The 11488-nt window shown below is 67.7% G+C and carries 13 protein-coding genes; 8 read left to right on the plus strand and 5 right to left on the minus strand.

Annotated features, from left to right (window positions below; translation table 11 throughout):
- Window positions 1-47: 47 nt before the first annotated feature.
- Window positions 48-596, minus strand: a complete 549-nt coding sequence (locus tag ACWDTP_RS01475; protein ID WP_450015819.1) for a TetR/AcrR family transcriptional regulator — start codon at window positions 594-596, stop codon at window positions 48-50.
- Window positions 597-712: 116 nt separating this feature from the next.
- Between ACWDTP_RS01475 and ACWDTP_RS01480 the strand changes: the two genes are divergently transcribed.
- Window positions 713-1459: an SDR family oxidoreductase gene (locus ACWDTP_RS01480; RefSeq protein ID WP_450015821.1), complete on the plus strand. Its 747-nt coding sequence runs from the start codon at window positions 713-715 to the stop codon at window positions 1457-1459.
- A 4-nt stretch (window positions 1460-1463) separates the two neighbouring features.
- On the opposite strand, the gene ACWDTP_RS01485 is transcribed toward ACWDTP_RS01480, so the two are convergent.
- Together ACWDTP_RS01485 and ACWDTP_RS01490 are read right to left on the minus strand one after the other, a co-directional pair.
- On the minus strand, window positions 1464-2546 hold the full coding sequence (locus tag ACWDTP_RS01485; RefSeq protein ID WP_450015823.1) for a DUF4185 domain-containing protein: 1083 nt from the start codon (window positions 2544-2546) through the stop codon (window positions 1464-1466).
- A 2-nt stretch (window positions 2547-2548) separates the two neighbouring features.
- Entirely contained in the window at window positions 2549-3103 is a 555-nt protein-coding gene (locus tag ACWDTP_RS01490) for a hypothetical protein (RefSeq protein ID WP_450015825.1), read from the minus strand.
- A gap of 128 nt (window positions 3104-3231) precedes the next feature.
- Between ACWDTP_RS01490 and ACWDTP_RS01495 the strand changes: the two genes are divergently transcribed.
- Genes ACWDTP_RS01495 through ACWDTP_RS01510 form a run of 4 tightly spaced genes read left to right on the plus strand, consistent with a single transcriptional unit; the run spans window position 3232 to window position 8172 of the window.
- Window positions 3232-4761, plus strand: a complete 1530-nt coding sequence (locus ACWDTP_RS01495; RefSeq protein WP_450015827.1) for an ABC transporter substrate-binding protein — start codon at window positions 3232-3234, stop codon at window positions 4759-4761.
- Complete coding sequence (locus ACWDTP_RS01500; protein ID WP_450015829.1) at window positions 4758-5714, plus strand: ABC transporter permease; 957 nt, start codon at window positions 4758-4760, stop codon at window positions 5712-5714. Before ACWDTP_RS01495 ends, ACWDTP_RS01500 begins: the two co-directional genes overlap by 4 nt.
- Window positions 5711-6613: an ABC transporter permease gene (locus tag ACWDTP_RS01505; protein WP_450015830.1), complete on the plus strand. Its 903-nt coding sequence runs from the start codon at window positions 5711-5713 to the stop codon at window positions 6611-6613. Before ACWDTP_RS01500 ends, ACWDTP_RS01505 begins: the two co-directional genes overlap by 4 nt.
- Window positions 6610-8172 carry a dipeptide ABC transporter ATP-binding protein gene (locus ACWDTP_RS01510; protein ID WP_450015832.1) on the plus strand — a complete coding sequence of 521 codons (1563 nt, stop codon included), beginning with the start codon at window positions 6610-6612 and terminating at the stop codon, window positions 8170-8172. The genes ACWDTP_RS01505 and ACWDTP_RS01510 overlap by 4 nt, the downstream gene beginning before the upstream one ends.
- 46 nt (window positions 8173-8218) lie before the next feature.
- Here the strand turns inward: ACWDTP_RS01510 and ACWDTP_RS01515 are convergent, their stop codons facing one another.
- Window positions 8219-8521 carry an EthD family reductase gene (locus tag ACWDTP_RS01515; RefSeq protein WP_450015834.1) on the minus strand — a complete coding sequence of 101 codons (303 nt, stop codon included), beginning with the start codon at window positions 8519-8521 and terminating at the stop codon, window positions 8219-8221.
- Window positions 8522-8639: 118 nt separating this feature from the next.
- On the opposite strand from ACWDTP_RS01515, the gene ACWDTP_RS01520 reads away from it, so the two are divergent.
- Window positions 8640-9377 (plus strand): SDR family NAD(P)-dependent oxidoreductase, encoded by a 738-nt coding sequence (locus ACWDTP_RS01520; protein WP_450015836.1) that lies wholly within the window; start codon window positions 8640-8642, stop codon window positions 9375-9377.
- A 68-nt stretch (window positions 9378-9445) separates the two neighbouring features.
- Window positions 9446-9667 (plus strand): DUF1918 domain-containing protein, encoded by a 222-nt coding sequence (locus ACWDTP_RS01525; protein WP_450015837.1) that lies wholly within the window; start codon window positions 9446-9448, stop codon window positions 9665-9667.
- 92 nt (window positions 9668-9759) lie between these two features.
- Here ACWDTP_RS01525 and ACWDTP_RS01530 read toward each other — a convergent pair whose 3' ends face one another.
- Entirely contained in the window at window positions 9760-10578 is an 819-nt protein-coding gene (locus tag ACWDTP_RS01530) for a universal stress protein (RefSeq protein ID WP_450015839.1), read from the minus strand.
- Between the two features lie 362 nt (window positions 10579-10940).
- On the opposite strand from ACWDTP_RS01530, the gene ACWDTP_RS01535 reads away from it, so the two are divergent.
- A complete protein-coding gene (locus ACWDTP_RS01535) occupies window positions 10941-11336 on the plus strand; it encodes a YciI family protein (RefSeq protein ID WP_450015841.1) in 396 nt (131 codons plus the stop codon).
- The last annotated feature ends 152 nt before the right edge of the window (window positions 11337-11488 follow it).

Genomic DNA, 11488 nt, shown 5'->3' on the forward strand with positions numbered 1-11488 from the left:
CAAAACCGGTGCCCCAGACCACGACTCGTTTCGCCACGGCGTTCAGCCTAAGACCTCGGCCAGCCCACCAAAGCCAGATCGGCGATCGCGTGCAGTTCTTCCCGGCTCGCCCCGCTGCGGGATTGAATCGAAATGCCTTGGCATATCGCGGCAATCCACCGCGCCAGCAACAAAGTGTCTACGCCGGACAGTTCGCCGGCGGCAACCGATTCGTCGAATCGACGGGCCAGCTCGTGTACCGCCGCGTCGCGAAATTCGGCCAGCCCGTTCGTGTTTCCGACCAGCATGCATCCGTGCGGGCCGCTGGAGGTCGCATTGGCTGCACCGTGCACCATGGCCTCGGCAACCTCGCGCGCGGTCGGCCGGGTGAGCGCCTCGGCCATATATCCGCCGGGGCCTGCGATGTAGCGCCACTTGGCGCGCTCGAAGAGTTGCTCCTTGGAACCGAACTCGGCGTAGATGCCGCGCCGGTTCACCCCGGTGGCTGCCGTCAGATCACTGATCGACACCCCGTCGAACCCACGGTCCCAGAACAGCTTCATCGCGATGTCCTCGACCGTGTCCGGGTCGAACTCCCGCGGCCGTCCCACCGCCATCGCGTCACCCCCTCGGTGTAATACCGGTCACACCGGGAATCTTCGCGATGCCGACCGCCTTGACCTGATGGTACTTAGTAACTGATCAGTTCGAAACTAACTCGGAGGACAACCACATGACCGCAGCACCCCTGGCCGGACGGCGCGCATTGGTAACCGGCGGATCCCGCGGCATCGGCGCCGGAATCGTGCGACGGCTCGCCGCCGACGGTGCCGCCATCGCGTTCACCTACGCCGCGTCGGCCGAGGCGGCCGAGAAGCTGGTCGCCGAAGTGACCGCCGGTGGCGCCAAGGTCGTGGCCATCCAGGCTGACAGCGCCGACCCCGCCCAGGTGGCCGCGGCCGTCGAGCGGACCGTCGCCGAGCTCGGCGGCCTGGACATCCTGGTCAACAACGCCGGGGCCGCGCACATCGCGCCGATCGACGACTATCCGCAGGAGCAGTTCGACCGCCAGGTAGCGATCAACATCGGCGGTGTGTACGCGGCCATCCGCGCCGCAGTCGCCCATCTCGGCGAGGGCTCGCGGATCATCAACATCGGCAGCATCAACGCCGACCGGGTACCGATGGCCGGGTTGGCGGTGTACGCCATGACGAAGGGGGCCGTCGCCGCCCTGACCCGTGGACTGGCCCGCGAGCTCGGCCCACGAAACATCACGGTCAACAACGTGCAGCCAGGCCCGATCGACACCGACATGAATCCCGCCGACGGCACATTCGCCGACGCCATGCGCAGCGTCATGGCCCTCGACCACTACGGAAACTCCGACGACACCGCCGCCGTGGTGAGCTTCCTGGCCGGCCCGGAATCCGGATTCGTGACGGGAGCCAACTGGAACGTCGACGGCGGATACACCGCCTGAGCGGTCACAGCACGATCGGATCCGGCGGCTGCGGAGTCCGGGTGTCCCTCAGGGCGGCATTGAATTGCATTGTCCGATAAGGCCATCCGGATTTCGTATGCCACTGCGACACGATCAGGCCGACGCCGCCCTCGACGCCGAGGCGTGAACCGGGCAGCACATAACCGCCGTAGAGCTGGGCGACCCGATTGCGGACGTGGTCCTCACCGGCCCACGACGATCCGGTGACCGGTAGCTGCACCTCGGCCGCGTGCATATCGGCGACCGGTGAGCCGACCACCCGGTAGCCCAGCGCGTACCCCGACGCCAGGAAACCGCCGAGGATCCAGGTGTCCGGGCCCAGCCGCCGTAAGGTCAGCTCGCCCCACCGTTCCCCGGGCGGCGTGATCGGGGTGGCCCGTCGTCCCCACTGCCAGCGGCCCCGGCGGTACCCCCAACTGGAGTACCGCCGCCGGTCCGCGATCTGCTCGGGCCGCACCCGCATCAGGATGATCCCCTTATCGCGCTGAAAACCGGTGGCCACCACATAGACCCAGCCGTCATCCGGGTCGAAGTCCCACGACCAGCACTGGGCATGTCCACCGTGCAAGTCGCCGGGGAATCTGGCCTTCTCCCCCAGATGGGTCCAGGAGATTCCGCTGTCGTCGGAGCGCCAGATCTCGGTCCACACCACGTTGCCGAATCCACGGTTGACGATGGCGTGCAGGTAGATCGAATCACCGACACACAACAGATCCGACGGGATGACCGTGCTGATGCCGCCGCGGCGCCACCCGGTCGACGCGTCGTCATGGGTGTACTCCCACAGCTGGCGGGCATACCCCGGGTCGGGGCCGCCGGCCCGCTCATAGACGATCCGATGGTCGGCATCGCCCGTGCCGATCAGGACCACCGGCGACCGCCAGTCGCCCGCCCCGACCGTTGGCCCGGAGAACGTGTCACCGAACACCGACACCAGCGTGCCGTTCGGGGCGATCACCGAGGCCCCCAGATCGGCGCAGGTGACCCCGAACCGGTCGGTCAGCCCGGGACCGGTGAGGTCGACCACCTTGCCGTCGAGCCGGGGAACCCGACGCGCGTCACCCACACTCAGGTGCACCACCGCAGGCCGCCGGGCTCGCAGTCCAGCGGATAGGTCGTGACCGGAAGCGGTAGCGGCTTCTGGTAGGTGAGGGTGAACGGCACGGTCTCGATGCCCGGGGCCAACCCGCAGTCCGCGTTGTGGGCCACCGACCTGGTGCCGGTGAGCTTCACGTCGTCGAACTTGTAGGTGTCGGTGACCGACGCCGTGCTGCCGTCCGGGCAGTGCATGCCCTCCATCGCCGACGTCGAGTACGTCCACAGCCCGCCGGTGAGACGCGCGGTGCCGCCCCTGGTCAGTATCTCGGCGCCCTTGGTCCCCGATGACGCCTCGACGTGCAGGTTGCAGGCCACCGCCAATTCCAGCGGTTCGCGCAGATCCCCGACGGTGGGCACACAGGTCGGGTAGATCGACCAGGTCTGGGGTGCCAGCCCCTCCTGTTGATAGGTGTAGACACCGGTCATCACGGGCTCGGCATCGGCGGGCCCGGCAAACCCCAGGCCGCCAGCGATCACGGAGCTGAACGCCAGGGCGGTCGCGGCAGCCATGTGCTTGAAGGTCACAATGGGTGAGTATCGCAGTCTTCATCAGCGTCGTCACAGGTATGGCCCGGACGTGTCAGGCCGGCCCCCCGGACGGCCCAAGCGGGTGAGCGTACCGACGGATCACCCGCGGTGATCCTGGAGAGATCGTGACCTCACGACCAGCGGTTAGAACGTTGGCGGCAGTCCTGACGTTCGTGCTCGCCGCCTGCTCGACGGGCGAGCGGGTGGACCTCGGCGACGCGTCGTCGGGCAATCTCATCGCCGCGATCGCCGGTGAGCCCGACCAACTCGACCCCCAGCGGACCAGCGCGTATTTCTCGTTCGAGGTGCTGGAGAACGTGTTCGACACGCTGGTCGAACCGGACCAGAACCTGCAGATGCGCCCGGCACTGGCCCGGTCCTGGGAGGTCAGCCCCGACCAGCTGACCTGGACCTTCCAGCTCCGCGACGGGGTGCGCTGGCACGACGGCAGCCCGTTCACCGCCGACGACGTGGTGTATTCGTATCGCCGGATCATCGACGAACAGCTGACCAACGTCGACAAGTTCAGTGCCGTCACCGACGTGAGCGCCCCGGATCCGGCCACCGTGCGGATCGTGGTGAAGCATCCCACGCCCAACCTGCTGACCAATCTCGGCGGGTTCAAAGGCATGTCGATCGTGCAGCGCAGCAACGTCGAGAGCGGGCAGATCGCGACCCATCCGGTCGGCACGGGACCGTTCGAGTTCACCGGGCGCCGCAGCGGCGACTCGATCACCCTGAAGGCCAATCCCGGCTACTGGGGCGGCCCGCCGAAAGTCTCCGGGGTGACGTTCCGGTTCATCTCCGAACCCTCCACGGCACTGTCGGCGTTACAGGCCGGCGAGGTCGACTGGACCGATTCGGTGCCGCCGCAGCGGGTCGCGCAGTTGCGCGACGACGATTCGCTGACCCTCGCGGTGACCCCGAGCAACGACTACTGGTATCTGGCCCTCAACGAGGCCAGGCCGCCGTGGAACGACGTCCGGGTCCGGCAGGCCATCGCCTATGCCATCGACCGTGATTCGATCTCGGCGGCCACGAGCTACCGGACCGCCAGCACCAATCAACTCGCCATCCCGCAGGGCAACCCGTGGTACACGCCCTATGACCGGTACCGCTACGACCTCGACGAATCGCGAAGACTGCTGGCCGAGGCCGGGGCGAAACCGCAAGCCATGGACATGCTGGTCACCAGCGAGTACCCCGAGACCGTGACGGCGGCCCAGATCATCGCCGACAACCTGGCGCCGCTGGGCATCACGGTGAACATCCGCACCGTGGACTTCGCCACCTGGCTCGACGAGCAGAACACCGGCCACTTCGACATGCTCATGATGGGTTGGCTCGGCAATATCGATCCCGACGACTTCTACTACGCCCAGCATCATTCCGGCGGCACCAGCAATGCCCAGAAATTCTCCGATCCGGAGGTGGACCGGCTGCTCGACGCCGGGCGCGTCGAAACCGACCCCACGAAACGAAAAGACGTCTACGCCGACGCCGCAACCCGCATCGCCGATGAGGTCAGCTACATCTACCTGTACAACCCGGCGGTGATCCAGGCCTGGGCCAACAACCTGTCCGGCTACGACGCGCGCCGCGACGGCGCCGTCCGGTTCCGCGGCGCCGAACTGAATCGGGGTGCGGCCCAATGAATCATCCGATCGTGCGGTTCCTAACCCGTCGGCTGTTGTATTCGGCGCTCGTCATGGTCGGGGTGTTGATCGTGGTGTTCGCGCTGGTGCACCTGGTGCCGGGCGACCCGGTCCGGATCGCGTTGGGCACCCGCTACACACCCGAGGCCTACGACGCCCTGCGCGCGGCCAGCGGGATGGATCGCCCGATCGTCGAGCAGTTCTTCTCCTATCTCGGCTCGGCACTGACCGGCGATCTCGGGGTCAGTTTCCGCAACGGCGATCCGGTGACCGTCACACTGCTCGACCGGCTGCCCGCCACGCTGTCGCTGGGCCTGACCGGAATCCTGATCGCGCTGGTGATCGCGCTGCCCGCCGGGATCTGGTCGGCGCTGCGGGAAGGCCGGGCCAGCGACGCGATCGTGCGGGTCGCCAGCCAGTTCGGCGTTTCGGTCCCCGACTTCTGGCTGGGCATCCTGCTGATCGGTCTGTTCGCCTCCACCCTCGGCTGGTTTCCGACCTCCGGTTACCGTCCGCTGACCGACGATCCCGGCGGATGGCTGCGCCACATCGTGCTGCCCGGTCTGACCGTCGGCCTGGTCGCAGGCGCGATCATGACCCGCTATGTCCGGTCGGCGGTGCTGGAGGTCTCCGCCATGGGCTATGTCCGGACCGCGCGGTCCAAGGGCCTACCCCCGCCGGTGATCACCTTCCGCCACATCGTGCGCAACGCGCTGCTGCCGGTGCTGACCATCACGGGTATCCAGCTGGCCACCATCCTGGGCGGCGTCATCGTCGTCGAGGTGGTGTTCGCCTGGCCCGGGCTCGGCCGCCTGGTGTTCAATTCCGTTGCCGCCAGGGACTATCCGGTGATCCAGGGGGCGGTGCTGCTGATCGCGGCACTGTTCCTGCTGATCAACCTCATCGTGGATATGCTCTACGCGGTGGTCGACCCGAGGATCCGCCTGTCATGACCACTCAAGCCGATTCGGCCGCCGACACCGAACCCAGGGTCGCCTCCTGGCGGTTGCTGCTGTCCAATCCGGTGACCACCATCAGTGCGGTCGTTCTGCTGGCGGTGATCGTCGTGGCGTTCACCGCGCAGTGGATCACCCCGTTCGAGGTCAACGACGTCGACGTGCCGAATGCGCTGCAAGCGCCGAGCGGTTCGCACTGGTTCGGTACGGACGAGCTCGGCCGCGATATCTTCTCGCGGGTGCTGGTGGCCATTCAGGCGTCGTTGCGGGTCGCGGTGGTCAGCGTGGCGCTGGCCGCGGCGATCGGGGTGACGATCGGGGTGGTCGCGGGTTACCGGGGCGGCTGGGTCGACACCGTGGTGATGCGCATCGTCGACGTCATGTTCGCCTTCCCGGTGCTGCTGCTCGCGCTGGCCATCGTCGCGGTGCTCGGCCCCGGCGTCACCACCACCATGCTGGCCATCGGCATCGTCTACATCCCGATCTTCGCGCGGGTGGCCAGGGCGAGCACGCTGGGCGTACGGGTCGAACCGTTCGTCTCGGTATCGCGCACCATGGGCACTCCGGGCGGCTACATCCTGCTCCGGCACATTCTGCCGAATATCGCGGGCCCGTTGGTCGTTCAGCTGTCGCTGTCACTGGCGTTCGCGATCCTGGCCGAGGCCGCGCTGTCGTTCCTCGGGCTGGGCATCCAGCCGCCACAGCCGTCGCTGGGCCGGATGATCTTCGACGCGCAGGGGTTTGTGACGCTGGCCTGGTGGATGGCGGTGTTCCCCGGTGCGGCCATCTTCGTCACGGTGCTGGCGTTCAACCTGTTCGGCGACGGGCTGCGCGATGTGCTCGACCCCAAGCAGCGCACCCTGATCGAAGCCCGCAGAAAGGTGCGACGGTCATGACCGAAGCCGTGCTGAGCGTGCAGGATCTGGCGGTCCGGATCGGCCGCCGCGACATCGTGCGTGGCGTGTCGTTCGAGGTGGCGCGCGAACAGACCATCGGCATCGTCGGCGAATCGGGCTCGGGCAAGTCGATGACGGTGCTGGCCGCGACCGGGCTGCTGGACGCACCGGGCGCGACCGTGACCGGTGCCAGCACCCTCACCGACGGATCCCAGCTGGTCGGCGCCCCGGCCCGGCTGCTGCGCCGCGTACACGGCGGGCGGATCGGGTTCGTCTTCCAGGATCCGGGCACCTCGCTCAACCCGCTGCTGACCCTGGACCGCCAGATCACCGAAACGCTTGAGACACACCGCAAGATGACCCGACGCCAGGCCCGGGCCAGGGCCGGCGAGCTGCTCGACGCGGTCGGGCTGCCGCCCGGGCGGCTGGAGGCCTACCCGCATCAGCTCTCCGGTGGGCAGCGGCAGCGCGTGATGATCGCCATCGCCCTGGCCTGCGATCCGGAACTGCTCATCGCCGACGAGCCGACCACGGCCCTCGACGTCACGACCCAGGCCCAGATCATCGACCTGGTCGCCGACCTCCAGCGGGATTTCGGCACCGCGGTGGTATGGATCAGCCACGATCTCGGGGTGATCGGTCAGGTGGCCGACGAGGTGACGGTGCTGCGCGACGGCGAGGCGGTCGAGCAGGCCCCGGTGCTCGAGGTGTTCGACCGCCCCCGGCATGCCTACACCCGCGAGCTGCTGGACGCCCGGCCGCGCATCGACGCGACGGGTCCCGGCGACCCCGGCGAGGCACCGGTTCTGTTGGAGGTCAACGGACTCGGCGTGCGCTACTCGGGGGTGGCCTCGGTCAGCGATGTGTCGTTCCGGATCCGCCGCGGCGCCACGCTGGGCCTGGTCGGCGAGTCCGGTTCCGGCAAGTCGACGGTGGCGGCCGCGCTCACCGGCCTGGCCGAACCCTCGGCAGGAACCGCGACCCTCGACGGAGCCGACGTCTTCACCGCGGGCCGGGATCTGCGCCGCCGGATCAGCCTGGTGTTCCAGGATCCGTTCTCGTCGCTGAACCCGAGGGCCAGGGTCGGCACCGCGATCGGTGAACCGCTACAGGTACACCGGCTGGCCAAGGGCCGGCGGGCGCGGGCCGGCCGGGTGGCCGAACTGCTCGAACTCGTGGGGCTGCCCACCGATTTCGCCTCGCGCTATCCGCACGAGCTTTCCGGGGGTCAGCGACAGCGGGTCAGCATCGCCCGCGCGCTGGCCACCGAGCCGGATCTGCTCATCCTCGACGAGTCGACGGCATCGCTGGACGTGTCGGTGCAGTCGCGGGTGCTGGATCTGCTGGCCGATCTGCAACGCGACCTGGGGCTGGCCTACCTGTTCATCGCGCACGATCTCGCGGTGGTCCGGCGGATGAGTCATGAGGTGCTGGTGATGCGCGGCGGTGCGGCAGTGGAGTACCGGCCGGCCGCCGAACTGTTCGCCGCACCCGAGCAGGACTACACCCGCACCCTGCTGGACGCGGTTCCGCCCACGCGGCCCCGCGCCGGACTCTGAGCTGTTCCTGATCCCCGGCGCTGCCACGGGCGGCGAAGACGCCGCGTCACAGCGGGGAAAAGATGCTGCGCAGCACCGTTGACGTGTCGGTGAAGTTCTTCACGTCGGCCATCACCCGTTCGGTTTCCGGAGCGGCCAGGGCCGCATCGACGTTGGCGGCCTCCAGGAACCGGTAGACCCCGATCGATACCCAGCCGTCACCTTCGCCGGCCGGAAAGAACGCGTCCACCGCCTGCAGGCCGTACTTCCCCCAGCACTCCATCGCGAGTGGAAAATGTTGATTGACATAGTATTCCCGGTCAAATCTGGTGTGGCTGTCGCCGGCGCAGACAACGATCATCTTGGTCATGGGGGTCTCTCTTCGGTCGGAACTCGGCTGCTACAGGATTCTATTTCGGGCGTGTTCGCGGCGAGGCGATCAGCGGCCGCACGCAAACGCATGTCCCGACTCATGAGAAGGTCTAGGCATGGGTCTGACTGGCAAGGTCGCATTGGTCACCGGGGCATCGTCGGGGTTGGGTGCAGCGGTCGCGAAGTTGTTCGCCGAGCGGGGCGCCTCGGTGTTCGGGATCGCCCGCGACGCCGACCGGATGGCCGAGGTGTTCGCCGAGGTGCCAGGCGGGAAGTACGCCTCGGTCGACATCTCGTCGTCGCAGGCGTGCCGGCAGGCCGTCGAACGGTGTGTCGAGGAGTTCGGCAGGCTCGACGCGCTGATCAACGTCGCGGGTTTTCACCGGATGCGCCACACCCTTTCGGTGACCGACGACGACTGGGACACCGACCTCGCGGTCAACCTCAACGGCCCGTTCTTTTTGTGCCGCGCCGCGCTGCCACATCTGCTGGAAGCCGGTGGCAATATCGTCAACGTCGCCTCGATCGCCGGGATCGAAGGCGAGGTGTATTCGGCCGGCTACTGCGCCGCCAAACACGGGCTGGTCGGGATGACCCGCGCGCTGGCCATCGAGTTCACCTCGGATCGGTTGCGGGTCAACGCGGTCTGTCCGGGCGGCATGCTGACCCCGCAGACCACCGAGTTCGCCGCACCCGAGGACGCCGACTGGAATCTGATCATGCGGATCGCCGCCCCGCGCGGAATGATGGACGTCGCCGATGTTGCCAAGACCATCGCGTTCCTGGCCAGTGACGATGCCGCCGCCGTACACGGCGCGGTGTACGTCGTCGATGCGGGCAAGACCGCGGGATAGGCCTTCCCCATCGCCTCCGTTGCGCGCACGATGGAGTTGTCTGCCGCTAAACGAAGGGAGGGCGGACGATGAAGGCGCACGTCGGCGATTTCCTGGTTGTGAAGGGCACAACCACCGATCAACACGAGCAGCACGCCGAAATCACCGGTGTTCGGGGTGAGGACGGATCTCCCCCGTACGAGGTTCGGTGGCTCGGCAACGGACACGAAGCGACGATCTATCCCGGTACGGATGCCCTGGTTGTCTCGGCTACCGAACACGCGCGGGCGGCCGATCGCGCGGGACACTGACGGCCCGACCAGAACCTGGCCGGAGTCGTGAGGGGAAAGCCGACAGCCGCGGCCAGATCGCCTGCGAACCAAGCGATCCGCTGTCCGAGCGCTCAGGCCTGCGGCACCACGAGCACCGGCCGGTAGGTGCGCTGCAGCGTCGCTGCCGCGACGCTGCCGAGCAGGACCTTCCTCAGGCCCGAGCGGCCGCGTGAGCCCACCACGAGTGCCGCGGCGTGTTGCTCGTCGGCGAACGCCACGAGCGCATCGGCCGTCGCGCCCGCCCCCGATCCCCGGAACCGGCGCACCCGGTGGGCCGCCGCCACGTCGCCCGCATCGCCGTCGTCGACCGCGACCGAGCGCACGTCCCGCCCGCCGAACAGCCGCCCTGCGGCCGCCGCCGCCCGGTCCGCACCCGGCGAACCGTCGACCCCGACCACGATCGGGCCCTGCGCCAGGGCCTCGTACTCGGACGACACCATGTGTTGCGAGCAGACCAGCACCGGCCGCGGCGCGTGGTGCACCACCAGATCGGACACGCTGCCCATCTTCGCGTCGGTGGCGCCGATGCCGCGGGCGCCGACGACCACGACGTCGGGTTCGAGTTCGTCGGCCACCTGGGCCAAACCCAGGCCCTCCCCGGCCCAGGTGCGCTTCACCATCGCCTCGGTGCTCCAGCCTGCGGCGCGGGCCAGCGTGATCCCGGTGCCGACCAGCCGGTGCGCCTCGGCCTCGCTTTCGCTGTCGACCAGGTCGATCAACTCGTTGACGTTGCGGGCCGAGTGCCGCAACCGCGCGCGTAACCCCTTGCTGCCGAAGGGAGGCGTGCACAGGTAGACGATCACCGACTGGGCGCCGGGCAGCAGCACGCTGCCCGTGCTGATCGCCGCGTTCGCCGATGGAGACCCGTCGTAGCCGACCACTACCAACATCTGCGCGTCCCTTCTCGTCCCGGCGGTTCCCTCCAGACTAGGTGGCCCGCACGGCGACGGGACCGTTCTGGCTCCACGTGGGTCGCCCCCTTACTGCAGCAATCGGCACGGTGACTTGGCGATTGATACGTCCGACCGCATCTACCCATTGACTGACGAATACATCATATGTGATGCTTTAGTCACTTACCTTGATCGACGTCCGCTTTGCGTTGCCCCACAGAACACGTCGACACTGTCGCGGTATCACGCCGTGGGCATCGCAAAGATCGAGCGATCGCCGTCGTTGAGATCGGCCAGGATCGACGCCCGGCCGGCCGACACGCCCAGTTAACAATTAGCGCAGCACGAGGAGCAACACCATGAGCGCCGTTCCCGCCACCCTGCAGGACCTGCTGTCACGGCTCGCCTACGTCGAACTCTATGCAATCTTCATGCAGCCCACTGGCGACTTTCAGACGGCGGAGACCGTCGAGGGAGCAGCCGCTCTGACCGAACATTTGGAGTATCTGTTCGAACTACAGGGCCGAGGACAACTGCTCGCGGCCGGGCCACTCGATCTAAGTGAATCCGGCGGCCGTTTCGAAGGGGTGTGCATTGTGAAGGCAGAATCGCTGCGGGCGGCCGAAGACATCGCAGCAGCCGAGCCTTACTGCCGAAAAGGCTGGCGTACCAACACCGTACGTTCATGGCATGTGAACGAGGGAGTCCTGATCCCCTCGATCAGGACGGCAACCGAACACACATCCCCCACCTGAGAACGAGGTATCGACGTGCTCCTCCCCCTCGCCGACGAACCATTCATGGTGCCCACGGACCGCGACATGCTCCCTTCTGAGCGGCGCGAATTCGTCCGCACCCACCGCACGTGCGGTTTCTCGGAGGCAGCGTTCCGCATCCTCCAGTGGGA

The sequence above is a fragment of the Mycobacterium sp. NPDC003449 genome, from assembly GCF_053588415.1.

What these genes read in the sequence shown, in the direction of transcription:
- ACWDTP_RS01475 (WP_450015819.1), bottom strand. Translation starts at nt 596, where the DNA reads ATGGCGGTGGGACGGCCGCGGGAGTTCGACCCGGACACGGTCGAGGAC.
- ACWDTP_RS01480 (WP_450015821.1), top strand. Translation starts at nt 713, where the DNA reads ATGACCGCAGCACCCCTGGCCGGACGGCGCGCATTGGTAACCGGCGGA.
- ACWDTP_RS01500 (WP_450015829.1), top strand. Translation starts at nt 4,758, where the DNA reads ATGAATCATCCGATCGTGCGGTTCCTAACCCGTCGGCTGTTGTATTCG.
- ACWDTP_RS01505 (WP_450015830.1), top strand. Translation starts at nt 5,711, where the DNA reads ATGACCACTCAAGCCGATTCGGCCGCCGACACCGAACCCAGGGTCGCC.
- ACWDTP_RS01510 (WP_450015832.1), top strand. Translation starts at nt 6,610, where the DNA reads ATGACCGAAGCCGTGCTGAGCGTGCAGGATCTGGCGGTCCGGATCGGC.
- ACWDTP_RS01515 (WP_450015834.1), bottom strand. Translation starts at nt 8,521, where the DNA reads ATGACCAAGATGATCGTTGTCTGCGCCGGCGACAGCCACACCAGATTT.
- ACWDTP_RS01520 (WP_450015836.1), top strand. Translation starts at nt 8,640, where the DNA reads ATGGGTCTGACTGGCAAGGTCGCATTGGTCACCGGGGCATCGTCGGGG.
- ACWDTP_RS01525 (WP_450015837.1), top strand. Translation starts at nt 9,446, where the DNA reads ATGAAGGCGCACGTCGGCGATTTCCTGGTTGTGAAGGGCACAACCACC.
- ACWDTP_RS01530 (WP_450015839.1), bottom strand. Translation starts at nt 10,578, where the DNA reads ATGTTGGTAGTGGTCGGCTACGACGGGTCTCCATCGGCGAACGCGGCG.
- ACWDTP_RS01535 (WP_450015841.1), top strand. Translation starts at nt 10,941, where the DNA reads ATGAGCGCCGTTCCCGCCACCCTGCAGGACCTGCTGTCACGGCTCGCC.